27 protein-coding genes and 2 pseudogenes are annotated in these 25,723 nt (G+C 74.3%); 7 read left to right on the top strand and 22 right to left on the bottom strand.

Annotated elements, in window-relative coordinates:
- Positions 1 to 18: 18 nt before the first annotated feature.
- Positions 19 to 1,524 (bottom strand): peptidoglycan-binding protein, encoded by a 1,506-nt coding sequence (locus tag NBH00_RS19615; protein ID WP_254570263.1) that lies wholly within the window; start codon positions 1,522 to 1,524, stop codon positions 19 to 21.
- 303 nt (positions 1,525 to 1,827) lie between these two features.
- Between NBH00_RS19615 and NBH00_RS19610 the strand changes: the two are divergent.
- The 4 genes and pseudogenes from NBH00_RS19610 to NBH00_RS19595 all read left to right on the top strand — a co-directional run.
- A pseudogene (locus tag NBH00_RS19610) lies at positions 1,828 to 2,330 on the top strand (NADH-quinone oxidoreductase subunit NuoE family protein).
- The gene (locus tag NBH00_RS19605) at positions 2,327 to 3,421 is read left to right on the top strand and encodes an NADH-ubiquinone oxidoreductase-F iron-sulfur binding region domain-containing protein (protein WP_254570262.1); all 1,095 of its coding nucleotides are present in this window, start codon (positions 2,327 to 2,329) and stop codon (positions 3,419 to 3,421) included. Before NBH00_RS19610 ends, NBH00_RS19605 begins: the two are co-directional and overlap by 4 nt.
- On the top strand, positions 3,421 to 4,095 hold the full coding sequence (locus tag NBH00_RS19600; RefSeq protein WP_254570261.1) for a 2Fe-2S iron-sulfur cluster-binding protein: 675 nt from the start codon (positions 3,421 to 3,423) through the stop codon (positions 4,093 to 4,095). Before NBH00_RS19605 ends, NBH00_RS19600 begins: the two co-directional genes overlap by 1 nt.
- Positions 4,092 to 4,775: pseudogene (locus tag NBH00_RS19595) on the top strand (molybdopterin-dependent oxidoreductase); the annotation flags it as partial. The gene NBH00_RS19600 and the pseudogene NBH00_RS19595, both read left to right, overlap by 4 nt.
- 86 nt (positions 4,776 to 4,861) lie before the next feature.
- Here the strand turns inward: NBH00_RS19595 and NBH00_RS19590 are convergent.
- Positions 4,862 to 5,020, bottom strand: a complete 159-nt coding sequence (locus tag NBH00_RS19590; protein WP_254573767.1) for a hypothetical protein — start codon at positions 5,018 to 5,020, stop codon at positions 4,862 to 4,864.
- Here NBH00_RS19590 and NBH00_RS25630 point away from each other — a divergent pair.
- Positions 4,985 to 6,193 carry a molybdopterin oxidoreductase family protein gene (locus NBH00_RS25630; protein ID WP_367401347.1) on the top strand — a complete coding sequence of 403 codons (1,209 nt, stop codon included), beginning with the start codon at positions 4,985 to 4,987 and terminating at the stop codon, positions 6,191 to 6,193. The two genes, NBH00_RS19590 and NBH00_RS25630, sit on opposite strands and share 36 nt — an antisense overlap.
- 81 nt (positions 6,194 to 6,274) lie before the next feature.
- Here NBH00_RS25630 and NBH00_RS19575 read toward each other — a convergent pair whose 3' ends face one another.
- The 14 genes from NBH00_RS19575 to NBH00_RS19510 all read right to left on the bottom strand — a co-directional run bounded on the left by NBH00_RS19575 (position 6,275) and on the right by NBH00_RS19510 (position 17,865).
- Positions 6,275 to 6,628, bottom strand: coding sequence for a hypothetical protein (locus NBH00_RS19575; protein ID WP_254570260.1), 354 nt, complete (start codon positions 6,626 to 6,628; stop codon positions 6,275 to 6,277).
- 23 nt (positions 6,629 to 6,651) lie between these two features.
- Positions 6,652 to 7,008, bottom strand: coding sequence for a hypothetical protein (locus tag NBH00_RS19570; protein WP_254570259.1), 357 nt, complete (start codon positions 7,006 to 7,008; stop codon positions 6,652 to 6,654).
- 359 nt (positions 7,009 to 7,367) lie between these two features.
- A complete protein-coding gene (gene fabI / locus NBH00_RS19565) occupies positions 7,368 to 8,195 on the bottom strand; it encodes an enoyl-ACP reductase FabI (RefSeq protein ID WP_254570258.1) in 828 nt (275 codons plus the stop codon).
- Positions 8,195 to 8,848, bottom strand: a complete 654-nt coding sequence (locus NBH00_RS19560; RefSeq protein WP_254570257.1) for a MaoC/PaaZ C-terminal domain-containing protein — start codon at positions 8,846 to 8,848, stop codon at positions 8,195 to 8,197. The genes fabI and NBH00_RS19560 overlap by 1 nt, the downstream gene beginning before the upstream one ends.
- The gene (locus NBH00_RS19555; protein ID WP_254570256.1) at positions 8,845 to 10,308 is read right to left on the bottom strand and encodes an acyl-CoA carboxylase subunit beta; all 1,464 of its coding nucleotides are present in this window, start codon (positions 10,306 to 10,308) and stop codon (positions 8,845 to 8,847) included. The genes NBH00_RS19560 and NBH00_RS19555 overlap by 4 nt, the downstream gene beginning before the upstream one ends.
- A 2-nt stretch (positions 10,309 to 10,310) precedes the next feature.
- Positions 10,311 to 11,507 (bottom strand): beta-ketoacyl-[acyl-carrier-protein] synthase family protein, encoded by a 1,197-nt coding sequence (locus NBH00_RS19550; RefSeq protein WP_254570255.1) that lies wholly within the window; start codon positions 11,505 to 11,507, stop codon positions 10,311 to 10,313.
- 5 nt (positions 11,508 to 11,512) lie between these two features.
- Positions 11,513 to 11,755, bottom strand: coding sequence for an acyl carrier protein (locus NBH00_RS19545; RefSeq protein ID WP_254570254.1), 243 nt, complete (start codon positions 11,753 to 11,755; stop codon positions 11,513 to 11,515).
- A gap of 57 nt (positions 11,756 to 11,812) precedes the next feature.
- The gene (fabG, locus tag NBH00_RS19540; protein ID WP_254570253.1) at positions 11,813 to 12,571 is read right to left on the bottom strand and encodes a 3-oxoacyl-ACP reductase FabG; all 759 of its coding nucleotides are present in this window, start codon (positions 12,569 to 12,571) and stop codon (positions 11,813 to 11,815) included.
- Positions 12,568 to 13,602: a 3-oxoacyl-ACP synthase III family protein gene (locus NBH00_RS19535; protein ID WP_254570252.1), complete on the bottom strand. Its 1,035-nt coding sequence runs from the start codon at positions 13,600 to 13,602 to the stop codon at positions 12,568 to 12,570. The genes fabG and NBH00_RS19535 overlap by 4 nt, the downstream gene beginning before the upstream one ends.
- Positions 13,602 to 14,441, bottom strand: coding sequence for an ACP S-malonyltransferase (locus tag NBH00_RS19530; RefSeq protein WP_254570251.1), 840 nt, complete (start codon positions 14,439 to 14,441; stop codon positions 13,602 to 13,604). The genes NBH00_RS19535 and NBH00_RS19530 overlap by 1 nt, the downstream gene beginning before the upstream one ends.
- 160 nt (positions 14,442 to 14,601) lie before the next feature.
- Complete coding sequence (locus NBH00_RS19525) at positions 14,602 to 15,726, bottom strand: calcium:cation antiporter family protein (RefSeq protein ID WP_254570250.1); 1,125 nt, start codon at positions 15,724 to 15,726, stop codon at positions 14,602 to 14,604.
- A gap of 45 nt (positions 15,727 to 15,771) precedes the next feature.
- Complete coding sequence (locus NBH00_RS19520; RefSeq protein ID WP_254570249.1) at positions 15,772 to 16,422, bottom strand: response regulator transcription factor; 651 nt, start codon at positions 16,420 to 16,422, stop codon at positions 15,772 to 15,774.
- The gene (locus NBH00_RS19515) at positions 16,415 to 17,560 is read right to left on the bottom strand and encodes a GAF domain-containing sensor histidine kinase (RefSeq protein ID WP_254570248.1); all 1,146 of its coding nucleotides are present in this window, start codon (positions 17,558 to 17,560) and stop codon (positions 16,415 to 16,417) included. Before NBH00_RS19515 ends, NBH00_RS19520 begins: the two co-directional genes overlap by 8 nt.
- Positions 17,561 to 17,580: 20 nt before the next feature.
- On the bottom strand, positions 17,581 to 17,865 hold the full coding sequence (locus NBH00_RS19510) for a hypothetical protein (RefSeq protein WP_254570247.1): 285 nt from the start codon (positions 17,863 to 17,865) through the stop codon (positions 17,581 to 17,583).
- A 214-nt stretch (positions 17,866 to 18,079) separates the two neighbouring features.
- Here NBH00_RS19510 and NBH00_RS19505 point away from each other — a divergent pair, with 214 nt between their 5' ends.
- Positions 18,080 to 19,954 (top strand): hypothetical protein, encoded by a 1,875-nt coding sequence (locus NBH00_RS19505; RefSeq protein ID WP_254570246.1) that lies wholly within the window; start codon positions 18,080 to 18,082, stop codon positions 19,952 to 19,954.
- Between the two features lie 58 nt (positions 19,955 to 20,012).
- On the opposite strand, the gene NBH00_RS19500 is transcribed toward NBH00_RS19505, so the two are convergent.
- From NBH00_RS19500 to NBH00_RS19475, 6 genes are all read right to left on the bottom strand, one after another.
- Complete coding sequence (locus NBH00_RS19500) at positions 20,013 to 20,378, bottom strand: Rieske (2Fe-2S) protein (RefSeq protein ID WP_254570245.1); 366 nt, start codon at positions 20,376 to 20,378, stop codon at positions 20,013 to 20,015.
- 74 nt (positions 20,379 to 20,452) lie between these two features.
- Complete coding sequence (locus tag NBH00_RS19495) at positions 20,453 to 21,391, bottom strand: VOC family protein (RefSeq protein ID WP_254570244.1); 939 nt, start codon at positions 21,389 to 21,391, stop codon at positions 20,453 to 20,455.
- Positions 21,392 to 21,558: 167 nt separating this feature from the next.
- Positions 21,559 to 22,740, bottom strand: a complete 1,182-nt coding sequence (locus NBH00_RS19490; RefSeq protein WP_254570243.1) for an alpha-hydroxy-acid oxidizing protein — start codon at positions 22,738 to 22,740, stop codon at positions 21,559 to 21,561.
- A 42-nt stretch (positions 22,741 to 22,782) separates the two neighbouring features.
- Positions 22,783 to 23,694: an oxygenase MpaB family protein gene (locus NBH00_RS19485; RefSeq protein WP_254570242.1), complete on the bottom strand. Its 912-nt coding sequence runs from the start codon at positions 23,692 to 23,694 to the stop codon at positions 22,783 to 22,785.
- A gap of 129 nt (positions 23,695 to 23,823) precedes the next feature.
- Complete coding sequence (locus NBH00_RS19480) at positions 23,824 to 24,384, bottom strand: NADPH-dependent FMN reductase (protein ID WP_254570241.1); 561 nt, start codon at positions 24,382 to 24,384, stop codon at positions 23,824 to 23,826.
- 6 nt (positions 24,385 to 24,390) lie between these two features.
- Positions 24,391 to 24,921, bottom strand: coding sequence for a YceI family protein (locus tag NBH00_RS19475; RefSeq protein ID WP_254570240.1), 531 nt, complete (start codon positions 24,919 to 24,921; stop codon positions 24,391 to 24,393).
- 118 nt (positions 24,922 to 25,039) lie between these two features.
- Between NBH00_RS19475 and NBH00_RS19470 the strand changes: the two genes are divergently transcribed.
- Positions 25,040 to 25,636 (top strand): TetR/AcrR family transcriptional regulator, encoded by a 597-nt coding sequence (locus NBH00_RS19470; protein ID WP_254570239.1) that lies wholly within the window; start codon positions 25,040 to 25,042, stop codon positions 25,634 to 25,636.
- The last annotated feature ends 87 nt before the right edge of the window (positions 25,637 to 25,723 follow it).

Raw genomic sequence — 25,723 nt, 5'->3', positions numbered from 1 at the left:
TTTCGGCGGTGTGGGGGGTCAGCCGCCGCCGCCCGCGCCGACGGTCGGGATCTCGCTGCGGCGGATGCCGGGGCTCGGGAGGCCGCGGGTCGCGCGGAGGGACGCCGTGCCCGCCGCGGGTGCCATCCGCGGCGCCGCGCGGGTCGTCCAGTCGACCGGGGTGACCGGCTGCTGCAGGACGGTCTGCCACGTCGGCGCGTCCATCTCCCCGGTGGCGAGGAAGCCGTGCGCGGTCTGCACCGCCGTCACCGCGGTGACGGTGGCCGCGTCGTACGTCCCGGTGACCTTCACGGTCGGGTCGGTGCTCACGAGGTGCTCCTGGAGCCAGACGACCTGGTCGCCCTTGCTCCCCTTGCGCAGGAGCGGCCAGCCCGGGTCGGTGAGGGCGACCGGCGCGGGGGCGGGCGACGCGAGGGTCCCGAAGGCGGCGGGGGTCGTCTCCTGCCAGTCCCACCACGACAGCCCGCCGGCGCCGTACGAGGACCACACCTGCCGGAAGCGCTGCAGCTCCGTGGCGGCGGGCTTCTGGTAGGTCTGGCCCAGCGGCACGATCGGCCGCGTGTAGGGCCGGTTCTGCGCGAAGGTCCGCGCGCTGACCGCGTCGACGGTCCCGCCGATGTCCTTCCAGTACACCTGGGGCGCGTTGGCCTGGGCGCCGCCGGGGCCGAGGAAGACGGAGTACGGCAGCGACGGGTGGTAGTCGACGTAGGGGAAGGACGTCAGCGCGAGCGGGTAGTCCGGGCCGACCCCGGCCCGCAGCGCGGTCATGTACGTCTGCGCCGCGGCGTACCGGCCCTCGTACTGACCCTCGGCGTCGATGACGAAGCAGTCGGCGCCGCGCCGGATGGCGGCGACCGCGGCCGCCGCCTCGCCGTCGGGGTGCGTGCCGTAGACGAACTGCCAGGCGCAGACGCGCAGCCCGGCGGCCTTGAGCTGGGCGACGAGCTGCGGGGTGAACTGCGCCCACGTGTCCTGCCCGTCCGCCGCCTTCACGAAGACGGTCTGGAAACCGCTCGCGACGGCCTTCTGCGCGATCGCGGCGACGTCACTGCCCTCCGTCTTCGCCAGCTGCCAGATCCACATGCCGTGGCCGGCGAACTGGGCCGGGAGCCCCGCGACGACGGGGAGCGTCACCGGCGTCGGCCCCGAGGCGACGACGCGGATGCGCCGCGCCCGCGAGCGGCGGCCGGCCCGGTCGGTGACCGTGACGCTCACCGAGCCCGCGCGGGTGCCCGCGGGGACGCGCGCGGTGTAGCCGGTCCTCGTGTGGCGGAGCTTCGTCGCGAGCGCGCCGGTCGGCCACCGGAACGTCACCCGCATGCCGCTCCTCAGGCGGCGGCCGCTGAGCTGTAGGAGGCGGCCGGTCGTCACCGAGACCCCGCCGGCACACGACGCGCTCGTCGCGGGGACGCAGCGGATGCCGGTGAGGACCGGCGTGCGCGAGCGCGCGGACGCCGGGTCGGCGCCGGCCGTCAGCCCGCCGACGAGCGTCGCGGCCGTGAGGCCCGCCGCCGTCGTCAGCATCCGTACGCGCTGCTGTCCATCCCTCAGACCCATGGACACTCAAACCGGCTTCGCGGCCGGAAGTTGCCCTCCTGCCGGGGCGGGGCGGCGGGTGCGCCCGGTCGGCCTGCGGCTCGGTTCGCGGTGCTTCGCGACGCCTACGGCGGCCCCGACCGCCCCCACCACCCGACCGGCCATGAACGATCGTTCACACCCCTTTCCTCGCGCGGTAGCATCGAATGTGTGTCAGCGAACGTCATCAGCCGCCTCCGTGCCCGCGAGCCCGATGGCCGCCCCACGGTCCTCGACGCGCTGAAGGACGTCATGGCCGCGCGGGGCCGGCTGACGGACGACGACCTGCGCGCGGTGGCCGCGCGCTGCGGCGTCCCCGAGGCGACCGTCCACGGCGTCGCGACGTTCTACGACGACTCACGCACCCGCGCGGCCGCCGCCACACCGCGGTGTGCACGGGCACCGCCTGCTGGGCCGCCGAGCGCGGCGCCGCGCTCGGCACCGTGGCGGCCGGCCTCGGTGTCGCGCCGGCGAGCATCAGCGACGACGGCGCGACGTCGCTCGCGCCGACCGTCTGCCTCGGCCTGTGTCACGTGGGGCCCGCGGTGCGCGACGGCGACGTCCTCGACGCGGGGCCCGGCGCCGTCGACCGCCTGCTCGCGGGCGCCTGCACGCGCGCGCCCGCCCCCGCCACCGCCGTCCACGGCGCGGCGATCCCGCCGGACGGCGTCCTGCTCGGCGCCGACGACCCGGCCTGGCCGGGCCTGCGCCACGCCCTCGCCATCTCGGCCCCGAACGGCTGCGCGCGGCCGTGAAGGACGCGGACCTCAAGGGCCGCGGCGGCGCCGCCTTCCCGGCCGGAGTGAAGTGGGGCTTCGTCGCGGGCACGACGCCGGCGGACGGGCAGCGCGTGGTCGTCGCCAACGGGGACGAGGGCGACCCGGGCTCGTACATCGACAAGCACCTCATGGAACGGCGCCCGCACCTCGTGCTCGAGGGCATGGCGCTCGCCGCCTTCACGGTCGGCGCGCAGCGCGGCTTCGTCTTCGTCCGCTCCGAGTACCCGGACTCGCTCCCGGCGCTCCGCCGGGCCGTCGCCGAGGCCCGCGCCGCCGGGCTGCTCGGCGCGAACGTCCTCGGGAGCGGCCTGAGCTTCGACATCGAGATCCACGAGGGCGCCGGCTCGTACGTCGTCGGGGAGGAGACGGCGCTGCTCGCGTCGCTCCGGGGACTGCGCGGCACCGTCAGCGCGCGGCCGCCGTTCCCGGCCGCGCGCGGCTGGCACGGGCGTCCGACGCTCGTCCACAACATCGAGACGCTCGCGAACGTCCCCTTCATCGCCGCCCACGGCGCGTCCGCCTACCGCGCGCTGAGCCCCGGCGCCACGCCCGGCACGAAGCTCGTGTGCCTCAACCAGCGCTTCGTCACGCCCGGCCTCTACGAGGTCTCGTTCGGGACGTCGCTGCGGACGATCTGCGACGGGCTCGGTGGGGGTCTGAAGGACGGGCACACGCTCAAGGCGCTGCAGGTCGGCGGGCCGCTCGGCGGCATCCTCCCGGCGTCGCTCCTCGACACGCCGCTCGACTTCGCGCCGCTCGCCGAGCACGGGTGCATGGTCGGGCACGGGTCGATCGTCGCCTTCGACGAGACGACCGACATGCGCGCGCTCGCCCGCCACCTCATGAAGTTCGGCGCCGACGAGTCGTGCGGGAAGTGCTTTCCGTGCCGTGTCGGGCTGCGCCGCGGCGAGGAGCTCCTGGACCGCCCCGGCCCCGTCGACCGCGCGAAGCTCGAGGCCCTCCTCGAGACGCTCGAGCTCGGCTCGCTCTGCGCCCACGGTGACGGCCTGCCCGCCCCGATCCGCTCGCTCGTCGAGCACTTCCCGCATGAACTGGAGCTCGTCTGATGGCGCCCGAGCCGCTCACGGTCATTGTCGACGGCATCGCCGTGCGGGTCGCGCCCGGCACGACGCTGCTGGAGGCCGCACGCGCCGCCGGCGCCGAGGTCCCGACGCTCTGCTTCGACGACCGCCTCGCGCCGTTCGGGGCGTGCCGCGTCTGCCTCGTCGGGCTCGACGGGGGCGAGAGGCCCGTCGCCTCGTGCACGACCCTCTGCTGCGACGGCGCCGTCGTCGACACGCGGGACCCGACGGCGCGCCGCGTCGCCGGTGCCGTCGTCGAGCTCGTGCTCTCCGAGCTGCCCGCCGCGCCCGCGGCGCACACCGAGCTCGCCGCCGTGGCACGGTCGTTCGGGCTGGACCCGGAGGCGGGCCCCGACGCGGCGCGCTGGACCGGCGCCACGCACGCCCGGGCCCTCGACGACCGCCACCCGTACCTCGTCCTCCAGCACGAGCTGTGCATCAGCTGCGGACGGTGCGTCCGCGCGTGCGACGAGGTGCAGGGGGCCTTCGCGCTCACCGCCACCGGGCGCGGGTTCGAGGCGAACGTCACCGCCGGCCTCATGGGCGAGTCCTTCCAGGAGTTCTCCTGCGTCTCCTGCGGCGCCTGCGCCGACACCTGCCCGACCGACGCGATCACCGAGCACCTGCTCATCGACCTCGCCCCGAAAGGAGCCGCGTGAGCACGAAGAGCCTCGCCTTCGACGCGACGACCACGACCACGTGCGGCTACTGCGGGGTCGGCTGTCGCCTCGAGGCCCACACCTCCGGCGGCGCGGTCGTCGCGATCAGCCCCGCCGCCGACGGCCCCGCGAACCACGGCCACGCGTGCGTGAAGGGGCGCTTCGCCCACCAGTTCACGCGCTCGCGCGAGCGGCTGACGACCCCGCTGATCCGCGAGCCGGGCGCGGCCGCGGGAACGTTCCGCGAGGCGACCTGGGAGGAGGCCGTCGCCCACGTCAGCACTGAGCTGCTGCGCATCAAGGGCGCCCACGGCCCCGACGCGATCGCCGGCCTCGCGTCCTCACGCGCGACGAACGAGGACTGCTAGGTCATGCAGCGCCTCATGCGGGCTGCCATCGGGACGAACAACATCGACAACTGCTCGCGCGTCTGCCACTCGCCGACGTCCTTCGCGCTCCGCGCCTCGCTCGGGCTCTCAGGGGCGACCGGGTCCTTCGACGACATCGATCGCGCCGACCTGCTCCTCGTCCTCGGGGCGAACCCGACGCAGGGGCATCCGGTCGTCGGGGCGCGCTGCAAGCAGGCCGTCCTGCGCGGCGCGAAGCTCATCACCGCCGATCCGCGGCGGATCGAGCTCGCCGACCTCGCCGACGTCCACCTCGCCACGCGGCCGGGCGGCAACGCCGCCCTCCTGCACGGGCTCGCGCACGTCATCATCCGCGACGGCCTCGTCGACCGCGCCTTCGTCGACGCGCGCACCGAGGGCTACGCCGAGCTCGAGGATCTCGCCGCGCAGTACCCCCGCGGGTCGTCGAGGAGCTCACGGGCGTCCCCGCCGCCGACGTCGAGCGCGCCGCGCACCTCTTCGCCGCCGCCGAGAACGCCTGCATCCTCTGGGGCCTCGGCGTCACCGAGCACCGGCACGGCTCGGATGCCGTCCGGCTCATCGTCAACCTCGCGCTGCTCACGGGCAACGTCGGCCGCCCCGGCGCCGCGCTGCTGCCGCTGCGCGGGCAGAACAACGTCCAGGGCTCCTCGGACATGGGGGCGCTGCCCGACACCTACACGGCCTACCGCCGCGTCGACGACGAGGCGACCGCCACGCAGTTCGAGGCCGCCTGGGGCGTGCCGCTCTCCCGCCGCCCCGGCTACACGATCCCGCAGATGTTCGACGCCGCCGTCGCGGGCGACCTGCGGGCGATGTTCATCTTCGGCGAGGACGTCGCCCAAACGGACCCCGACACGACCCACGTCGTCAGGGCGCTCGAGCACCTCGAGCTGCTCGTCTGCCAGGACATCTTCATGACGGAGACGACGAAGCTCGCGCACGTCGTCCTGCCCGCGTCCGCCTTCCTCGAGAAGCGCGGCACGTTCACGAACGCCGAGCGCCGCATCCAGCTCGTGCAGCCCGCGGTCGACCCGCCGGGTCAGGCGCGCACGGACTTCGACATCCTCACGAAGCTCTCGCGGGCGCTCGGCCACGACATGGGGTTCTCAGACCCGTCCGCGGTCATGGACGAGGTCGCGCGCCTGACCCCGGACTTCGCCGGCGTGAGCTTCGCGCGCCTCGGCCGGCGTGGCCTGCAGTGGCCGGTCGCGCCCGACGGCACCGACACGCCGATCCTCTACGCGGACGGCTTCCTCGTCGGCCGCGGGCGCGCGCGGCTCGCCGCGCTGCCCTACAAGCCGCCCGGGGAGGAGGCCGACGCCGAGTTCCCGCTCATCCTCGTCACCGGCCGGCGCCTGGAGCACTACAACGCGGGGACGATGACCCGGCGGACCGGCAACCTCGCGCTCATGCCCTCGGACTGGCTCGAGATGCACCCCGTCGACGCGGCGGACCGCCTGCTCGCCGAGGGGGACCTCGTGACCGTCCGCAGCCGCCGGGGTGAGATCGAGCTGCCGGTGCGCATCACCGACCGCATCGAGGCGGGCCACGTCTTCACCGCCTTCCACTTCCCTGAGGTGCGGACGAACCTCCTCGTCGGCGACTCCGCCGACGTCGACACGTCCTGCCCGGAGTACAAGGTCATCGCGGTCACCGTCCGCGGCGCCCGCGACGAGCCGGGCCTCGCGACGGTCGCCGCGCCGGCCTGACCGGGACCGACCCCGCCGGCGTGCGGCCCGGTGGGACATATGTCCCCACTCGGCCGCACGCCGGCCGGGGCCCGCGCGGCGTCAGCGCGTCGAGAGCACCTTCCAGGACCCGTGGTCCTTCACGAAGGTGATGCGCGTGCGGCCGTCGCCGCCGGTGACGGCCGCCGCGGCGCGGTCGCCCGTGATCGTCAGCCGGTCGATCGTCACCGTGCGCCTGGTGGCGGGCGCGGCCTTCGCGGCGCGGCGGCACACGGCCACCGACCCGAGGCGCCTGCGCAGCGGGTCCGAGAGGTGGTCGCAGATCGTGGCCGGGTCGCGGCCGCCGTCCTTGATGATCTTCGTGATCGCGAAGCGATCGTCGGTGCCGTCCCCGCCGCAGGCGGCGAGGACGAGCGCTCCGGCGAGCAGGGTGGCGTGGAGGCGACGGCGGGCCATCGCCCCCCAGCCTACGAGACCGCCTACTTCGTCTCGGTGACCACCCAGTTGCCCGCCTTCTTCACGAACGAGATCGTCTGGTCGCCGGAGGCGCCCTTGATCTTCGCGGTGGCGGTGTCGCCCTTGACCGTCACGTCCTTCACGTCGACCTTCTTGTCGCCGTTGTCCGCCGCCTTCGCGGCCTTCTTGCAGCCGGCCGCGCCGCCGAGCTGCTTGACGAGCGTCGCGTCGAGGTGGTCGCAGATCGTCGTCGGGTCCTTGCCGCCGTTCTTGATGATCTTCGTGATCTGATCCGAGTCCGAGTTGCCCCCGCCGCCGCACGCGGCGAGGAAGGTCAGCGGGACGACGGTGAGCGTGGCGAGGGTTCGGGGGTACCGCATATGGGTCCGTTCGGGAAGGAAGGTGGCGGGGACAGGGCCTGCGCGGCGACGCGGTCCAGCGACCCGACCCGCACGAAGGCGTCATTCAATCAGCCTGAAGGCCGCGCGGTGGTCACGCCGTCCATTTCTCCCGAGTGGGGTCGGGGGAAATGGACGGCGTGCGCCCATGCGGGTCGAGCGCGTCCTTTTCTCCCGAGTGGGGTCGGGGGAAATGGACGGCGTGCGCCCATGCGGGTCGAGCGCGTCCTTTTCTCCCGAGTGGGGTCGGGGGAAATCGACGGCGTGCGCCCATGCGGGTCGAGCGCGTCCATTTCTCCGGAGTGGGGTCGGGGGAAATGGACGGCCCCAGTCGGGGAGGGTCAGGCGATCGCGCCCGGGGCGGGTGCGCCGTCCGCCGCCGCCTCCATCCGCGACGGCAGGGGGGAGCCCATCGCGTGATAGCCGCCGTCGACGTGGAGGACCTCGCCGGTGATCGCGCGGGCGTGGTCGGAGAGGAGGAAGCAGACCGCCGCGGCGACGGGGGCGGCGTCGGTCGGGTCCCAGCCGAGCGGGGCGCGGTCCTGCCAGAAGCCCGCCAGCGCGTCGAAGCCGGGGATGCCGCCGGCGGCCGCCGTCTCGATCGGGCCGGCGCTCACGAGGTTGCAGCGGATGTTCCGGGCCCCGAGATCCCGCGCGAGGTAGCGGGAGACCGACTCGAGCGCCGCCTTCGCGACGCCCATCCAGTCGTAGGCGGGCCAGGCGACGGTCGCGTCGAAGTCGAGGCCGACGACGGAGCCGCCGCCCGCCTCGTCCATCAGCGGGGCGACCGCGACGGCGACCTCGCGGAGCGACACGGCGCTCGTCTGGAAGGCCGACAGCGCGCTCGCCGTCGGCGCCTCGAGGAAGCCACCGCCGAGCGCGTCGCCCGGGGCGTGCGCGATCGCGTGGAGGATCCCGTCGACCGTCCCCCAGCGCGAGCGCAGCTCGGCGGTGAGCGCCGTGAGGTCGTCCGGGTTGTTGACGTCGAGCTCGAGGATGTCCGTCGGCTCGGGGAGGCGGCCGGCCGCGCGCTCGGTCATGCGCCGCGTGCGGCCGAAGCCGGTGAGGACGATCTCCGCGCCCTGCTCCTGGGCCTGGCGGGCGACCTCGAAGGCGATCGAGTCCTTCGTGAGGACGCCGGTGACGACGAGCTTCTTCCCGGCGAGCATCAGAGCGGCACCGGGCAGAAGGAGCCGGCGGGGTGCAGCTCGTCGAGGAAGGCGACGGTCGGCGGCCGCGTGGCGCGCTCGGGGTCGGCCCCCGCGCCGGCCTGCGGAGCGGGCGCGGTGACCGGCACGGGCTCCTGCGCCTCGACGTCCGCCTCGGCCTCCGCGTCCGGCCGCGGGACGTCGTTCGACCACAGCACGTCGACGGTCGCGCGGGTGAGCAGCGCGCCCCCCGAGTCCTTGATCTTCCACCCGAAGCTCACGATGCCGGCCTGGTCGGAGATGCGGCTCAGGTCCGTGATCGAGCCCTCGACGCGGATCGTCTCGCCGAGCTTCACGGGGCGCTTGAAGACGACGTCGCCGATCCGGCGCAGCGCGAGCACGCGCCTGGGGTCGAGCGGGACGAGGCCGACCGCGTAGGAGATCGTGAGCATGCCGTGGGCGACGCGCTCGCCGAACGGGCCGGCGGCCGCGAACGTCGCGTCGGTGTGCAGCGGGTGGTGGTCGCCGGTGAGGCCGGCGAACTGCACGACGTCCGCCTCGGTGATCGTGCGGCCGTAGCTCGTGAAGGTCTGACCGGGCTGCAGGTCGTCGAACGACGCGGCCCAGTCCATGGGCGCTGCCTCGGTGCGGACGAAGCGGGTGGAGGTACTCACAACGGCACGTTTCCTGTCGGTCGGTGGGTGCGGGCATGCCCCTCGAAGCCCGCGTACGCTGCGATGAGCCGGGCGCGGGTCTCGTGCGGAGGGATGACCTCGTCGACGAACCCGCCGGCCGCGGCCGAGGAGACGTCGAGGTGGTCGCGGGCGTACTCGTCGGCGAGCGTGTCGCGCGTCGCGATTGGGTCGTCCGACGCGGCGATGGCGCGGCGCTGGGTGATGCCGACCGCCTGCTTCGGGCCCATCACGCCGAGCTGCGCGCCGGGCCAGGCGAGGACGAGGTCGGCGCCCAGGTCCTTCGAGTTCATCGCGATGAACGCGCCGCCGTAGGCCTTGCGGAGCATGACCGTGATGCGCGGCACCTGCGCCTCGGCGAACGCGTACACGAGCTTCGCGCCGTGGCGGATGACGCCGGCCTCCTCCTGCCTGACGCCGGGGAGGAAGCCGGGCGTGTCGACGAGGACGAGCAGCGGCAGCCCGAACATGTTGCAGGTACGGATGAAGCGCGAGGCCTTCTGCGCGCTCGCGGCGTCGAGGACGCCGCCGAGGTAGCGCGGCTGGTTCGCGACGATGCCGATCGCGCGGCCGTCGAGGCGGGCCATCGCGCAGACGACGTTCTTCGCGAAGCGCGGCTGGATCTCGAGGATGCGACCGCCGTCGACGAGCGCCTTGGCGACGTCGCGCACGTCGTAGACCTGGCGGTCGGTCGGGGGCAGCACGGAGTCGGGCGCGCGGCCGGTCGCGTCGACCGCGGGCCAGCGCTGGACCGGCGCCTGCGCGTGCTGGGGCAGGTGGTCGAGGATGTCGCGCGCGGCGAGCGCGGCGTCCACCTCGGTCGGCGCGACCATGTGGATGACGCCGTTCCTCTCGTGGACCTTCGGGCCGCCGAGGCCGGCCGCGTCGACGTCCTCGCCCGTGACCTCCTTCACGATCGCGGGCCCGGTGAGGAACATCGCGGCGGACTGCGTCATGACGATGAAGTCGGTGAGCGCGGGGGCGTAGGAGCCGCCCCCGGCGCAGGCCCCGCAGATGATCGAGATCTGCGGGACGACGCCGCTGAGCGCGACGTGCTCGCGGAAGATCCGGCCGTAGCCGCCGAGCGCCGCGGTCCCCTCCTGCAGACGGGCGCCGGCCGACTGGATGAAGCCGATGAGCGGGACGCGCGCCCGGCCCGCGGCCCGCATGACCTGGACGATCGAGTCGGCGTGCGCCGCCCCGAGCGAGCCGCCGATGAACGACGGATCCTGCGCGAAGCAGAAGATCGGCCGCCCGTCCACGCGCGCGCTCGCGGTGAGCACCCCGTCCCCGGGCACCGCCCGGTCACCCATCCCGGTGCTGCGCACCGCGGTGCGCAGCAGCTGGATGGAGCCCGGGTCGCAGAGGACCTCGAGGCGCTCGAGGGCGGTGAGCTGCTCGTCGGGCCGGGGCGCGAGAGCGAGGACGGGGGGTGGGGTCATGGCTAGGCGGCTTCCAGGCAGAGGACGGCGTTGTGGCCGCCGAAGCCGAACGACGTGGAGATCGCCCGGGCGGACCGGCCATCGGGAACGGACATGGCGCGGGCCTGTCCGGGGACGTAGTCGAGGTCCAGGCCCGCGCCGGGCTCCTCGAGGCCGATCGTCGGCGGGGCGACCCGGTCACGGAGCGCGAGGACGGTCGCGACGGCCTCGACGGCGCCGGCCGCGCCGAGCAGGTGCCCGATCGCGGACTTCGTCGAGGAGACGGGGATCTCGTAGGCGTGCTGCCCCAGCGCGCTCTTGAGGGCCGCGGTCTCGGCGGCGTCGTTGAGCGGCGTCGACGTGCCGTGCGCGTTGACGTAGTCGATCGCCGTCGGGTCGAAGCCCGCGTCGGCCAGGGCGATCGTGATCGCCGCGGCGGCGCGTCTGCCGTCCTCCCGCGGGGCGGTGAGGTGGTGCGCGTCGCACGTCGAGCCGTAGCCCGACAGCGTCCCGAGGATGCGGGCGCCGCGAGCACGCGCGACGTCACCCGCCTCGAGCACGAGGACGCCCGCGCCCTCGCCCATGACGAAGCCGTCGCGGCGGGCGTCGAACGGCCGCGAGATGCCGAGCTCCGACAGGGCCTCGAGCGCGCCGAACGCCGCCCGGGTGAGCGGGTGCAGCGCGGCCTCGCTGCCGCCGGCGAGCAGGACGTCCGCCTCGCCGTGCTGGATCGCCCGCAGCGCCACGCCGATGGCGTTCGTCCCGGCCGCGCAGGCGGACATGACACCGAAGGCGGGGCCTTCGAGGTCGTACTTCATGGCGACCGCGGCGGCGCCGGCGTTGCCCATCATGAGGGGGACCGCGAGGGGGCCGACCTGCCCGCCCTCGAGCAGGCTCTTGTAGTTCCCGAGCAGCGTGCTCACGCCGCCGATGCCGGTGCCGATGATCGAGCCGGCGCGGTCCGGGGCGACGGGCAGCCCGTCCTCGAGCCAGCCGGCCTCGGCGACCGCCTCGGCGGCGGCGACGAGCGCGAGCTGGGTGAACCGATCGCTCCGGCGCGACTCCTTGCGCGAGAAGTGATCGGTCGCCTCGTACTCCGCGCACGGCGCCTCACCGTCGACGATCCCGCACTCGCCGGCGGTCCAGCGCTCGTGCAGGGCACGGGCGCCGACGCCGAGCGGCGTGACCGCCCCGACCCCGGTGATGACGACGTCGCGCATGTCGCTCAGGCCTTGGCGACGATGACGGCGACGATGTCGCCGACGGTCTTGATCTTCGAGACGTCGCTCGACTTCATCGTCACGCCGTACTCGTCGTCGACGATCTGCGAGAGCTCGGCGAGGTCGAGGGAGTCGATGTCGAGGGTCGTCAGCTCGGTCTCGGGCGTGACCTCGTCGGGCTCGGCGCCGAAGGAGATGAGGGCCTCGATGACCGTCTTCTCGACGGCTTCGTTCGTGATGGTCGACATGGTGGTGGGTGCTCCTTGGTGGTGGTCGGTTCGGGTGAAGAAGGTGCGGCGGCGCCGTCAGGCGCTGAGGCCGCCGTCGACGGTGAGGACGGAGCCGGTGACGTACGCGGCGGCGTCGGAAGCGAGGAAGGCGACGCACGCGGCGACCTCGTCGACGGAGCCGGGGCGCCGCGCGGGGATCGCGCCGAGCTGGTCGGGGTGGATGTCCGCCGTCATGTCGGTGGCGATGAAGCCGGGGGCGACGGCGTTGACCGTCACGCCGCGGCGCGCGACCTCGGCGGCGACGGTGCGGGTCAGGCCGATGAGCCCGGCCTTCGACGCCGCGTAGTTGGCCTGCCCGGCGTTGGCGCGCAGGCCGACGATCGAGGCGACGTTCACGATCCGGCCGTACCGGGCGCGGACCATCGGGCCGAGGGCACGGCGGGTGAGCCGGAAGGCGCCGCCGAGGTTCGTCGCGATGACGCGGTCGAAGGCGTCGTCCTCGAGCTGCATGGCGAGGCCGTCGTCCGTGATGCCCGCGTTGTTCACGAGCGCGAGGACGGGGCCGAGCTCCGCCTCCACGGCGGTGAGGATCGCGTCGGCCGCGGCCGGGTCGGCGACGTCGCCGCCGACGGCGAACGCGCGGCCGCCCGCCCCCTCGATCGCCTCGACGGTGGCCTGGGCGCCCGCGGCGTCGCGGCCGTAGTGGACGCCGACGGCCCAGCCGTCGGCGGCGAGCGCGGCCGCGGCGGCGGCGCCGATGCCCTTCGAGGCGCCGGTGACGAGCGCGCACCCTTCGGGCCTGATCGTTCCGGGGATCGGCTTCGCGGCGCTCATGCGGGGACCGCCTGGCCGGCCGCGGCGCCGTAGGTCAGCACGCACGAGCCCCAGGTGAGCCCGGCCCCGAAGGCGCCGCAGAGGATGCGGTCGCCGGCGTGCAGGCGACCCTGGCTGCGGGCGTGGTCGAGCGCGACGGGGATCGACGCGGCGGAGACGTTGCCGATCTCGCCGATCGCGTTGACGACCTTCTCGGGGTCGAGCGACAGGCGGTCGGCGACCGACGCGAGGATCCGCGCGTTCGCCTGGTGGAAGACGAAGAGGTCGATGTCGTCGAGCGTGATCCCGACCGCGGCGCAGGCGTCGAGCGCGCCCTGCGACATGCGCGAGATCGCGGCGCCGAAGGTCGCGTGCCCGTCCATCGTCAGCGTCCCGCCGCGCGGGGCGACGATGAACTCGGCGCAGCCACCGTCGCTGCCGAGGACCGCGAGGTCGATCCCGGCGGATCCCGCCGGAGCGGCCGTGAGGACCGCGGCCCCGGCGCCGTCCCCGAAGATCGGCGCGGTGCCCTTATCGTCGGGGTCGAGGAAGCGGGAGAGGACCTCGACGCCGACGAGGACGATCGTGTCGGCGCGGCCGCTCTCGATGAGCGCGCTCGCCGTGTCCAGGCCCATGACGAACCCGGAGCAGGCGGCGCCGAGATCGTAGGCCGGGACCTTGTCGGTGCCCATGAGGTGGGCGATCTCGGGGGCAGTCCCGGGGATGGCGTGGTCGGCGGTGCAGGTGGCGGCGATGACGAGGTCGACGTCGGCGGCGGTGAGGCCGGCGTCCGCGAGGGCGGCGAGCGCGGCGGCGGCCCCGAGCGTCGCGGTGCCGTCCTCGGGCCCGGCGTGGCGCCGGCGCTCGATGCCCGTGCGCCGCTCGATCCAGCCGTCGGCGAGGCCGAGGCGCTCGGCGATCGGCGCGTTGCCCACGACACCCTCGGGCAGCGCGACGCCGAGGCCGGTGAAGGCGGCGGCGCGCAGCGCCGACGGGCGCGCCACGCGGGTCGCCGGCGCGGTCTGCGCGGTGTCGCCGGCCTGGTCGAGCATCAGGCGCCCACCGGCTCGCCGATCGTCCGCTTCACGGTGCCCGCGAGGATCTGCGCGGGCCCGGCGTCGAGGAAGTCGGTCGCGCCGGCGGCCTGCAGGGCGAAGAGCGTCTGGCGCCAGAGGACGGGTGCGGTGAGCGCGGCGGCGAGCTCGGCGCGCACGTCGGTGAACGGCGCCGCGCTCGCGCAGGAGAAGACGGCGACCTTCGGCTCGTGGAGCTCGACGCCGGCGAGGGCGGCGGCGAACCCGGCGGCGGCGCTGCCCATCGCGGGGGAGTGGAACGCCCCCGCGACGTCGAGGCGCATCGCGCGCAGCCCGGCGGCGCGGGCGTCCTTGGCGGCGGCGTCGAGCGCCGGGGCGGATCCGGAGAGCACGAGCTGGCCGGGCGCGTTGTCGTTCGCGACCGTGAGGCCGTGGGCGGCGGCGATCTCCGCGGCCTGCTCGGGCGTCCCCTTCAGCAGGGCGGTCATCGTGCCGTCGCCCTGCTCGGCGGCGGACTGGGCCATGAGGCGGCCGCGCTCGACGACGAGCGCGAGGCCGTCCTCCCAGGTGAAGACCCCGGCCGCGGTGAGGGCCGTGAGCTCGCCGAGCGAGTGGCCGGCGTAGAGGGCGGGGCCGGGGACCGACTCGTGCGCGGCGGCGGCGAGCGACGCGCAGAAGATCGCGGGCTGCGCGAAGCGCGTGTCCTCACCGGCGCGGGCGAAGGCGTCGTCGCCGACGAGCTCGAGGCAGCGGGCGTGCAGCTCGGGGGCGGTGCGGGCGACCTCGTCACCCATCCCGTCGACGTGACTTCCCTGTCCCGGGAAGAGGACGGCGGTGGTCTGCGGGCGATCGTTCACGAGCCCCACCCTGCGCTGCGGGGGGAGCGCAAGCGAGGGCCACCCCCCGAACGGGGGCTCGTGCGCGACCGGACGGGGGGTGGCCCACGCGCCGACTGTCAGCTGAGGCAGGACAGGTCTGCGTCAGCTGTCAGTCGGCGCCGCTCGGGGCGGTCGGCGGCTACTCGAGGTAGGCGTACGTCCCGAGGACGACGTACAGCGCGATGAGCGCGACGCCCTCGAAGTGCGTCGCCTCGCCGTCCCCGGTGATCTGCCAGACCGAGAGGGCCGTGAGCGCGATCGCGCCGATGTAGACGGGGTTCAGTGCGAACGTCAGCGGATCGGCGAAGAGGAGCGACACGAGCACGAGGGCGGGGAACAGGAACGCCGCGACCTGCGCGACGGAGTTCTTCACGACCGAGATCGAGAGGTCCGACTGGCCCTTACGGGCGAGGACGAGGCCGGCGACGTTCTCGACTGCGTTGCCGGCGATCGCGACGATGACGAGGCCGGCGAACGCCTGCGAGATGTCGATCGACTTGATCGCGGGCTCGAGCGCGTGGATGAACCAGTCCGAGGTGAAAGCGGCGCCGGCGCCGGCCACCGCGAGCAGCGTCACCGACAGCGCGAGCGGGACGCCGGCGCGGGCGCCGTGGCCCTCGCCTGCGGCGCCCGCGGCGCCCTCGCCGCCAGCCGCCGCGCCGCCCGCCGCCGCCACCTCCGGCCGTGGCCCGTCGCTGCGCAGGTAGCCCCACGCCCACGTCGCGTAGACGGCGAGCAGCGCGATCGCGGCGACGGCGCTGAAGGACTTCACGTGCTCGGCCGCCTTCTGCCCGTCCTGGACCGCGATCCCGACGACCACGATGATGAACGAGGCGACGAGCAGCAGGGTGGCGGTGTCGTTCGGCAGCCGGGACTTGAAGCGCATGACGCCGTCGTCGGCCGTGCTCGCGCCGACGAGGATCACCGCCCCGAGGACGAGCAGCGCGTTCGCGAAGAGCGAGCCGATGATGGACGTCTGCGCGACGACGACCTGCCCGGAGTGGAGCGCGAAGATGACGATGAAGAACTCGGGCAGGTTCCCGAGCGTCGACTGCAGGAAGCCGGTGACCGCGGGGCCGAAGCGCTCCCCGACCTGCTCGGTCGCGAACGAGACGATCGAGGCGAGCGCGGCGAGGGCGATCGCCGCGAGGACGAACGCGAGCACCGCGGACGCGTCGCCGTAGCGCGCGATCCCGGCCGCGATCGTCGCGACGACGCCGACCACGAGGGTGATGCGCTCGGAGCGCTTGAGGGTGGTGAGCACCCCGCGAGTCTCCCCGACGCGGCGGCGGGCAAACCCGCCGGTCGCTCAGCCGAGCAGGCCGATGCGCTGCGCGCGGCTGACCGCCTCGGCCCGGTTGCGCACCTCGAGCTTGCGGTACAGCGCGCTCGTGTGCTCCTTCACCGTGTGCGGCGAGAGGTGCAGCGACGCCGCGATCTCGCGGTTCGTCGCGCCCGAGGCCATGAGGTCGAGGACCTGCTGCTCGCGGTCGGTCAGGCGCGTGCCGGCCGGCTCCGTGCGGGGCGGGAAGACCGTCATGCCGAGCCCGACCATGCGCACCGCGCGGGCGATGTCGGCCGCCGGCCAGTCCTTGGAGACGAAGCCCGCCGCGCCGGCCGCGCGCGCGGCGTTCGGCGAGATGTGGCCCGCGCCCGAGATGAGCAGCACGTGCGTGCGGGGGGACAGGGACTTCAGCCGCTCGCAGATCTCGGGGCCGGACTCGGCCCCCACGAAGAGATCGACGAGCGCGACGTGCGGCGCGTAGCGCGTCGTCAGGGCGAGGGCCTCCTGCTCGTTGCGGGCGCTCAGGCAGCGCTGCACCCAGGGCTGCTGGCCGAGCATGACCCGGAAGCCCCAGTGGACGACGTCGTGGTCGTCGACGATGAGGACCCGCAGCGCGCGCGGGTCGTCGGTGAGGTCGGGGACGTCCGGGAGGAGGGGGGCGGACTGCTCAGGCATCGCGCGGCACCACGAGACGGACGACCCAGCGGCCGCCCTCGCGGCGACCGAACTCCACGACGCCGCCGACCTGCAGCGCCTCGAAGGCGGCGAGGCGGAGACCCATCCCGACGATGGCGCCGGGGCGGGCGCCGTCCTCCGGCGCGACGCCGTCGTTCGCGACCTCGAGGACGATCGCGTCGTCGTGCTCGGTGAGCGTCACCTCGAGCGTCTGCGGGCGCGCGTGCTTGCGGGCGTTGCGGACGGCCTCGAGGAGGACCGAGCGGGCGACGGCGGCGGTCGCGGGGGGCAGCCGGTCCATCACGGCGGACGGGTCGGTGACGACGAAGGCGGGCCCGTTCGGCTCGACCGCGGCGGCGGCACGCAGGGCGCCGAGCTCCTGGCGCACGGAGGCGGGGCTCTCCCGCGAGGGGCGGCCGAGCGGGCGCTGGACGGCGGTGCGCAGGTCGGCGAGCGCGACCTGGACCTCCTCCGCGCAGCGGCGCTGCGTCTCCACGTCGAGCGCCTGGTCGGACGAGAGGACGAGCGAGACGCCGAACAGCCGCTGCACGACGCCGTCGTGGATCTCGCGGGCGAGGTCGATGCGCTGCTCGAGCTGACGTGAGCGCTCGACCTGGGCGGTGGCGACGCGCGCGATGGCGGCGAGCGCCGCGACCTTGCCGAGCGTCCAGAGGAGGTGCAGCTCGGCCTCGCCGAGCGGGCCGGCGCTCCGCGGGCGGTCCGACAGGACCACGCCGACCCAGCGGCCGGACGCGCTCATCGGGGTGCAGACGAGCATCGTGTCGTCGACGAGGCCCTTGTACCGCTCCGGGAGCAGGCTCGAGGCCTCCTGCGGGACCTCGATGACGCGGTCCTCGACGAGCGCCTGGCGGGCGATCGGCGTCGTGTCCGGGTTGAAGGGGAAGTCGTCGAACTGCGTGATGTCGAGGCCGTGCACCCCGGCGGCGGTCACGCGGCGGATCGGCGCGTCGTACCGGAAGAGGACGGCGCGGTCCATCGACGTCACGCGGCAGATCGCCTCGCACAGCCGGTCGTAGAACGCGCCGGGCTGATCGCCGGACTCCACCTGGGAGAGGAGCTCGACGACGATCTCGATCGCGTCGATGTGCGGGGCCTGGGCCACCGGGCGGTCCGTCATCGGCAGATCACGGAGCGATCCTACGCCGCGGAGGACCAGAGGTCGCCGCCGCCCTCCCGGGCGAAGCGGACGTGCAGTGTCGGGGGCGGTGCGAGGGTCAGCCGCATCACCTGGGCGGCCTGGAGCGCGAGGTCCCAGTCGTGGTCGCAGCGGATGCACTCGCAGTGCGCGAGGGAGTCGTGGGCCCCGACCTCGACGGTCGTGTCACCGAGCTCGGCGAGGCACCAGGGGCAGCAGAACGACGCCGCGACGAGCGGCGCCGGATCCTCGGCGAAGAACCGCGCGCAGTCGGTGAGCGTCGACATGCCATCCACTCAACCACCCGCGCGCGGGGGCGGGAAGGCCCGCGACCCCGGTCACCCCCCGCTTGGGGGACGCCCGCGGCGTCCGCCCGGCCACCCCGCGTAACAATGTCCGCGACCGAATGTACGGTCCTTTGACTTTCGCCGGAGCCCGTGTACAGTCGTGCACATCACGGCGCCCGAGCCCGTCTCGAGCGCCTCCGAAAGGACCTGTCCCATGAGCCTTGTCGCCGCCGTCACCACCCTCGCCGCGCCCGCCGTCGACGGCGCACCCGCCGGGGGAGCACCCACGACGGACATCATCGTCGGCACCGCCGCCTCGATGACGATCCTCGCGGTCCTCTTCGTGCTCGGCCTCCGTCACCGGGCCGGCCACACGCTGCTGAACGACCTCGCGCGGCCGCTCACCCGCTTCACCGGGCTCCCCGCCTGGTCGGTCGTGCCGCTCGTCGTCGCCATCGCCGGGTTCGTCCTCGCCGGCGTCGGCTTCGTCTGGGACGTGTCGCTCCACATCGGCCAGGGCCGCGACACCGGCCCGTTCGGGACGCCCGCGCACTTCCTCATCCTCGGCGGCATCTACCTCTTCGTCGCGGCCGCGTGGCTCGCCGTCGCGATGCCGATCGGCGTGCGGCGCCCGTCGTGGCTGCGCATCACGCGCAGCTGGTACGTCCCGCCGGCCGCCCCGGCGATGCTCGCCACCGCGTTCTTCTCGATGTCCGGGTTCCCGCTCGACGACGTCTGGCACAACCTCTTCGGGCAGGACGTCACGCTCTGGGGCCCGACCCATCTCATGATGATCACCGGGGGCCTGTTCCTCTTCTTCGGGCTCGTCATGCTCGTCCGCGAGGGCCGCGAGGCCGTCCGCGAGGACCTCTACCCGCAGCTCTCACCGGTGCCGCGGAACCTCACGCGCGAGCTCGGCGTGCAGGCGGCGGCGATCGGCGTCGTCGGCGTCACGGTCGCCTACCTGCAGGAGTTCGCCTACGGCGTGCCGCAGTTCCGCCTCCTCTTCGCGCCGACGATCATCGCGGCCGGCGCGGCGTTCGCGTTCGTCGGGGCGGGGCTTGCGCTCGGCCGCGGCGCCGCCCTCCGCACGTGGCTCGCGTCCATGATCATCCTCGGTCTCCTGACGATCATCGTCGGCCCGATCCTCGGCGAGTCCACGCACCACTTCCCGCTCTTCCTCGTGCCCGCGCTGTGCGTGGAGGCGACGTTCCTCGTGCCGTGGGCGCGGGGCGGCGGCTATCGCTTCGCGGTCGTCGCGAGCGGCCTCATCGCCACCGTCGGCGTCGCCGCCGAGCTCGCGTGGTCGCACGTCTGGAGCCCGATCGCCTGGCCCCTGCACCTGCTGCCGGAGGCGATGCTCCGCTCGGTCCCCACGGCGCTGGCCGGCGGGCTCATCGGCGCCTTCGTCGCCGGCGCGCTGCGGGAGCACCCGACCGCGACGGTCGTGCGGCCCGGCAGCTGGCGCGTCCCCGCCGCCGCGCTCGCGGTGCTGTCCGTCTCGATGCTCTCGCTCATCCCGGCGACCCACCCGGCGCTCTCGGCCCGCATGGACCTCAGCGTCGTCCGCGGCGGCGACCGGCCGCTCGCGACCGTCACCGTCCGCGTGTCCGACCCGTCGGCCGTCAAGGGCGCGGACTGGTTCTACGTGATGGCGTGGCAGGGCAAGGAGCACGCGATCCACTACGCGACGATGAAGCGGATCGGCGACGGCGTCTACCGCTCGACGAGGCCGATGCCCGTCAACGGCACGTGGAAGACGGTCGTCCGCCTCCACAAGGGCAGCGTCATGGAGGCCGCCGCCGTCTCGATGCCGCAGGACACGGCGATCCCGGTCGCCGCGATCCCGGCCGAGCTGCACACCACGCGCCCGTTCCTCGCCGAGCGCCGCCTCCTCCAGCGCGAGCGCAAGCGCGACGTGCCGGGGTGGCTCTTCCACGGCGCGAGCGCGGCGGTCGGCCTCGCGACGATCCTGCTCGCGTTCCTCCTCGGCTGGGCGCTCGTCCGCCAGGCCCGGGCCTACGGCCCGGAGACGCCGGACCCGGACGCGACTCGCCGCGAGGCCTCGCGCGAGCCGGTCGCCGCCTGATCCCGGCCCGTCCGGCAGCGAAGGCCACCAGCGAGGTGGCGTTCGCTGCCGTCGTCCCTCAGCTGAGCCAGATCGCCCCGTCGCGCACCTCGACGGGGTAGGTCTTCAGGGCGCGGGCGCCCATGGTGCCCTTCACGGCGCCGGCGATCGGCTTGAAGGCGCCCTGCGGCCCGAGGACCATCTTGCCGGTCGACACGTCGTACTTCGCGCCGTGCCACGGGCACTCGAGGCAGCCGTCGGCGGTGACCTTGCCCTCGCCGAGGGAGGCGAGGAGGTGGCGGCAGCGGTTGGAGACGGCGAACGGCGTGCCGTCGGACAGGCCGACGGCGAGCTTGCCGTGCGCGGTCTCGACGACCGTGACCTGGGACTCGCCGAGCTCGTCGACGCCGACGAGCCGGACGGGAGTACTGGTGGATGAAGCCACGAACGACCTCCGATGGTGGGGTGAGCGACGAGCCTACCCCGCCCCCGCAGTGTCGTCGTGACCGGCCGGGTGCCTCAGCCCTGTGTCGCCCGGTCCGCGCGCGGGTCCGGGAGCGGGGTGAGCCGCGCCTCGATCGCCTCGCGGTCGGACTCGAGCCACGGCGGCAGGATGATGCGGCGGCCGAGCTCCTCCACCGGCCCGTCGACCGTGAAGCCGGGCTCCGCGGTCGCCAGCTCGTACAGGATGCCCCCGAGCTCGCGGAAGTAGATCGAGTGGAAGTAGTGGCGGTCGACGATGCCGCTGCTCTGCAGGCCGACCTCGGCGAGCGTCCGCACCCACGCCTCCGCGTCCGCGTCGGTCGTCCCCCAGGCGATGTGGTGGACGGTCCCCGCGCTCGGGCGGGGTGGGTGCGTCGCGATGTCCGGGGCGGGGTCGAAGGCGATCCAGCCGCCGCGCTGCTCGCCGCGGACCTCCCACGCGTCCTCGCCGCGCCGGGTCGCGCCCATGAGCTTCTCGAGGACGGCGTCGCTGCCGGCCTGATGGCCGCTGTAGGCGCGCACGCCCTCGAAGCCCTGCAGCGCGAGCGCGGCCGGGATCTCCGGGTGGTCGGCGACGAGCGGCGCGTCCGGCGCGGTCGTGACGACGAGCTCGTGGCCCAGGCCCTCGAAGTCGGCGAAGGTCAGGTGGTCGCCGTCGCGGACCGCCGGGGTGCCCTCGGCGTCCAGGCGGGCCGCCCAGAAGTCGAGCGCCTCCGCCGACGCGACGCGCCACACGATGCGGTGGACCATGCCCGCGCCGGCGCGGCCCGGGATCGCGTGTGGGTACTCGAAGAACGTGAGGTCGGCGCCCGGGCTCGCCTGCTCGTCGCCGTAGAAGAGGTGGTAGACCGACGGGTCGTCCTGGTTCACCGTCTTCGCCGTGAGCCGGAGCCCGAGGACGCGGGTGTAGAAGTCGACGTTGCGCGCGGCGTCCCCGGTGATCGCGGTGATGTGGTGGATGCCTTCGAGCTGCATGTCGGACCTCCGGCGTGGCGGGACGAGAAAGTAGTTGCGTAAGCAACTATAGGCGATGGTGCGTGGGGAGTCAACGGTCTGCCGCGGATGGCGGTCGCGGGGCGCGAGGTCCACGGCGGCGAAGACGCCGTAAGCGCCGGCCCCGCCACGGGAGCCGGCCGGCGCCGTCAGGGCCGGGTCGTCAGCGCGCTGCGATCGATCTGGTCGACGTTCGCGAGGCCGCTGAGGGCGAGCGTCAGGTCGAGCTCGGCGAGCAGGGACTGCAGGACCGTCTTGACGCCCTCCTCGCCGCCGACGGTGAGACCCCACATGACGGGGCGCCCGACGCAGACCGCGCGGGCGCCGAGCGCGAGCGCCTTGAAGATGTCGGCGCCGCAGCGCACCCCGGAGTCGAAGAGGACCTCGACCTCCCCGCCCACGGCGTCGACGACGCCGGGCAGCGCGTCGAGCGCGCCGATCGCCCCGTCGACCTGGCGGCCGCCGTGGTTGGAGACGATGAGGCCGTCGACGCCCCGGGCCGCCGCCTCGCGCGCGTCGTCCGCGTGGAGGATGCCCTTCAGGACGATCGGCAGCGACGTGCACTCGCGGAGGAACGCGAGGTCGTCCCACGTCACCGTCGGGTTCGAGAAGACCCCGACGAACTGGCCGACCGCGGCCATCGGGTCCTCCTCCGGCGTCTTCTCGAGCGTCGAGCGGAAGACCGGGTCGGACAGGTAGTTCGCGATGCCGACCGACTCGAGGAACGGGAGGTAGGCCTGCTGGAGGTCGCGCGGGCGCCAGCCGAGCAGCCACGTGTCGAGCGTCACGACGATCGCGCCGTAGCCCGCCGCCTCGGCCCGCTCGACGAGCGACCGGGCGAGCTCACGGCCGCGGGGCCAGTAGAGCTGGTACCAGCGCGGGGTCGCGGCCTCCGAGGCGGTCCCCGCCTCGGCGATCGCCTCGAGCGTGTAGGACGACGCGGTGGACGCGATCATCGGGATGCCCGTCGCGGCCGCGCCGCGCGCGACCGCGAGCTCCCCGTCGGGATGGACGATCGACTGCACGCCGATCGGCGCGACGAGCAGCGGCGCGGGCAGGTCGGTCCCGAGCACGCGCCGGGCGAGGCTGCGCGTCTCGACGTCCCGGAGCATGCGCGGCACGATCCGCTGGCGGCGGAACGCCTCGAGGTTCGCGCGCATCGTGTCCTCGGTGCCGGCGCCGCCGTTGAGGTACCCGCGCGGACCGGGGGCCAGGCGCTCGGTCGCCTCGGCCTCGAGCGCATCCCAGCCCATGGGGTGCGACGGCCGCTTGCCGTTCAGCGCCCCCTCGAGGTAGATGCCGTACTGGAAGTTCGCGAAGGGCGTGCTCATGAGGCACGAGCCTATGCGGCCCGCGCCCGGCGGTGCGGCGCGTCAGGCGGCGGTCGCGGCCTGCTTCGGCTCCGGCGTGCCCGCCGCGACGTCGCCGCGGGCGAGTGCCACGCCCCGGTAGCGGACGTAGACGCGGCTGAAGTCGGCGAGCGGCCCGCGGATGAGCGGGCTCGATGCCCGGGAGGCGGCGGCGATCGCGCGGAAGGCGCGCTCCTCGCCGGGGCTCAGGCGGACGCCGAGCCGTGGCCGCAGCTCCGGTGGCAGCAGCCCGACGGTCGCAAGCCGGCCCTGGAGCGCGAACGGGCGCCGCAGGATGGCCCACAGGGCCGGGTGCAGGCCCGGGATCGCCGGCGGCAGCGGCCGCTCGAGCGTCTCGAGCAGCTCCGGGACCGCGGGCGTCCAGGTGAGCTCCTCGCGGACGACGCGGTCGAAGTACGGGCGGAAGTCGCGCCACGTCGCCGGCAGGTCGCGCGGCCGGACCCCGACGAGGCGCCCGACGTCGATCCACTGGCGCCAGAAGGTCTCGGCCTGTGCCTCGCACATCGGCCGCGCGAACGTCCGGTGCCCGTCGACGATCGCGCCGGCGAGCGTCGCGTGGACCCAGGCGAACGCGTCCGGCTCCATCGCGTTGTACGCCTCGCCGTCGGCGCGCACGCCGCGGATCGTCCGGTGCATCTCCCGCACGCGCCTGCCGATCGAGCCGGCGAGCTCGGGCCCGCCGGAGACCGTCCCGTGGACGTAGTCGAGCGTCCGCAGCAGGCGACCCCACGGGTCGGCGGTGAAGCCAGAGTACTGGTGCACGCCGGCGCCGACCGTCGGGTGGGCGACCTGCAGGAGCGTCGCGTAGCCGGCGGTGGCGAGCGTGCGCACGTCGCTGAAGGCGACCTGGACCGGGGAGCCGGGCGTGGGCGCGAGCGCGGCGTACTCGTGGGGCTCGGGCAGGACGGAGGGCATCGGCCCATCATGCTCCGACGAGCGCCGGCGCGCCAGGGGCACGACCGCCGCTCCGCCCCGGCGCGGTGCGGTCGGCCGCACCGCGCGGCGGTCAGGAGCGCGCGGAGGAGCGCGCTCCGCCGTCGTGGGTCAGGCGGCCTGCGCGCCCTCGCTCCGGGCGGTGATCGCCGCGACGAGCTCGTCGAGGACGGCCACGAGCTCCTGCTCGAGGTCGGGGTCGCTGAGCGATCCGTCGTCGGCGAACTGATCGTCGGCGGCGGGGACCGGGAGCTCGGTGTCGATGACGCGGGCGCCGATCGCCCCGAGGACCTTGCGGGCCTCGGCCTGGGCCCAGACCGCGCCGAACATGCCGGTCGAGGCGCCGATGACGGCGGCGGGCTTGTTCCGGAGCGGGCTCTCGGCGAGCGGACGCGACATCCAGTCGAGGGCGTTCTTCAGCTGCCCCGGGATCGAGCTGTTGTACTCGGGCGTCGAGACGAGGACGCCGTCGGCGGCCGCGATCTCCTCGCGGAGCCGGACGACGGCCGGCGAGGGCGTCGCGAGCTCGTCGTCGTCGTACGGGGGGATCTCACGCAGTCCGTCGTGGATCGTCAGCTCGACGCCGGACGGCAGCTGCTTCGCTGCCGCCCGCAGGAGCGCCGAGTTGTGCGAGTCCCGGCGCAGGGAGCCGGAGATGGCCAGGATCCGCATGGCCGATCAGCCCTTGTGGAACTCGAGCTCGACGATGAGCTCGACGTCGTTGCCGAGGGCCTTGCCGCCCTTGGGGAGGTCGGCGTTCCAGGACACGCCGTAGGCGTCGCGGTCGATCGTCGTCGCGAACGTGAAGCCGAGGCGGGTGTTGCCCATGAAGTCCTCGGTCGGGCCGCTGACCTTGCCGGTCGCGTGGAGCGGCTTGGTGACGCCCTTGAGGGTGAGGTCGCCCTCGATCGTCACGTCGTCGCCGTCGACCTCGAGGGACGTGGAGCGGAAGCTGATCTCCGGGTGCTGCTCGGCGTCGAAGAAGTCCGGGCCCTGGAGGTGGGCGACGAGGTTCTCGTCCTTGACCTGGATCGAGGCGACCTTGACGGAGCCGGCGAGCTGGCCGTTCTCGAAGGTCGCGTCGAGCTCGCTGAAGCCGCCGCGGAACTTCGCGACGAGGTACTTCACGGAGAAGTCGGCGGACGAGTGGACCGGGGCGAAGCCCCAGGTGCCGGCGAAACGGTCGGTCGTCGTGTCGGTGGTGCTCATGGTGTGTCTCCTGTGGATGGGCGGCTTGTGCGGACCGTGGTCCGTTTTGTGCGTGGATCCAAGGTAGCACAAGCGGACCGTGGTCCGGTATGACCTTTCCGTGCGATACCATGACCTTGTGGAACTGCCCGTCCTCCCCGCCGCACAACCCCGGGAGCGTGCGGATGCCGTCGCCAACCGGCAGCGCATCCTGGACGCCGCCACGCGCCTGTTCGCCGAGCGCGGGGTCGGCTGCACGTCGATGGACGCCATCGCGGCGGAGGCCGGCGTGGGGAAGGGGACGGTCTTCCGCCGCTTCGGGGATCGCGCCTCGCTCGCGCTCGCCGTCCTCGACGCCTCCGAGACCGTCCTGCAGGAGTCGCTCATCCGCGGGCCCGCCCCGCTGGGGCCCGGCGCGCCCCCGGCCGAGCGCCTCATCGCCTTCGGGGCTGCGATGCTCGACCGCCTCGAGGAGCACCTCGAGATCCTCCGCGAGAGCGAGCTCACGAGCCACGGCGCCTACCTGCGCTCCTCGCCCTACGCCGTCCACCGCATCCACGTGCGGATGCTCGTCGCCCAGGCCCGCCCGGACGCGGACGCCGACTACCTCACCGACATCCTGCTCGCGCCGCTCTCGGCGGTGACCTTCGCCGAGCAGCGCCACACCCGCGGCCTGTCGCTCGACCAGCTGAAGGCGGGGTACGGCGACCTCGTGGCGCGCCTCACGCGGGCCTGACGGCCTCGGCGACCGGGCGCGCCGGGAGCCACACGACGATGCGCCCCGCCCGCGTCGGCCGTCGCGATCGCCGGCGCCGGGCGCGCA

Source organism: Paraconexibacter antarcticus, from assembly GCF_024220175.1.
Lineage (GTDB): Bacteria > Actinomycetota > Thermoleophilia > Solirubrobacterales > Solirubrobacteraceae > Paraconexibacter > Paraconexibacter antarcticus.
The sequence above is the reverse complement of the archived record's forward strand: the minus strand, read 5'-3'. Positions and strand labels throughout refer to the sequence as shown.

Coding starts and splice junctions, on each gene's coding strand:
- NBH00_RS19615 (WP_254570263.1), bottom strand. CDS start 1,524: ATGCTGACGACGGCGGCGGGCCTCACGGCCGCGACGCTCGTCGGCGGG.
- NBH00_RS19600 (WP_254570261.1), top strand. CDS start 3,421: ATGGCGCCCGAGCCGCTCACGGTCATTGTCGACGGCATCGCCGTGCGG.
- NBH00_RS19575 (WP_254570260.1), bottom strand. CDS start 6,628: ATGGCCCGCCGTCGCCTCCACGCCACCCTGCTCGCCGGAGCGCTCGTC.
- NBH00_RS19570 (WP_254570259.1), bottom strand. CDS start 7,008: ATGCGGTACCCCCGAACCCTCGCCACGCTCACCGTCGTCCCGCTGACC.
- fabI (WP_254570258.1), bottom strand. CDS start 8,195: ATGCTCGCCGGGAAGAAGCTCGTCGTCACCGGCGTCCTCACGAAGGAC.
- NBH00_RS19555 (WP_254570256.1), bottom strand. CDS start 10,308: ATGACCCCACCCCCCGTCCTCGCTCTCGCGCCCCGGCCCGACGAGCAG.
- NBH00_RS19550 (WP_254570255.1), bottom strand. CDS start 11,507: ATGCGCGACGTCGTCATCACCGGGGTCGGGGCGGTCACGCCGCTCGGC.
- NBH00_RS19545 (WP_254570254.1), bottom strand. CDS start 11,755: ATGTCGACCATCACGAACGAAGCCGTCGAGAAGACGGTCATCGAGGCC.
- fabG (WP_254570253.1), bottom strand. CDS start 12,571: ATGAGCGCCGCGAAGCCGATCCCCGGAACGATCAGGCCCGAAGGGTGC.
- NBH00_RS19535 (WP_254570252.1), bottom strand. CDS start 13,602: ATGCTCGACCAGGCCGGCGACACCGCGCAGACCGCGCCGGCGACCCGC.
- NBH00_RS19520 (WP_254570249.1), bottom strand. CDS start 16,422: ATGCCTGAGCAGTCCGCCCCCCTCCTCCCGGACGTCCCCGACCTCACC.
- NBH00_RS19515 (WP_254570248.1), bottom strand. CDS start 17,560: ATGACGGACCGCCCGGTGGCCCAGGCCCCGCACATCGACGCGATCGAG.
- NBH00_RS19510 (WP_254570247.1), bottom strand. CDS start 17,865: ATGTCGACGCTCACCGACTGCGCGCGGTTCTTCGCCGAGGATCCGGCG.
- NBH00_RS19505 (WP_254570246.1), top strand. CDS start 18,080: ATGAGCCTTGTCGCCGCCGTCACCACCCTCGCCGCGCCCGCCGTCGAC.
- NBH00_RS19495 (WP_254570244.1), bottom strand. CDS start 21,391: ATGCAGCTCGAAGGCATCCACCACATCACCGCGATCACCGGGGACGCC.
- NBH00_RS19490 (WP_254570243.1), bottom strand. CDS start 22,740: ATGAGCACGCCCTTCGCGAACTTCCAGTACGGCATCTACCTCGAGGGG.
- NBH00_RS19485 (WP_254570242.1), bottom strand. CDS start 23,694: ATGCCCTCCGTCCTGCCCGAGCCCCACGAGTACGCCGCGCTCGCGCCC.
- NBH00_RS19480 (WP_254570241.1), bottom strand. CDS start 24,384: ATGCGGATCCTGGCCATCTCCGGCTCCCTGCGCCGGGACTCGCACAAC.
- NBH00_RS19475 (WP_254570240.1), bottom strand. CDS start 24,921: ATGAGCACCACCGACACGACGACCGACCGTTTCGCCGGCACCTGGGGC.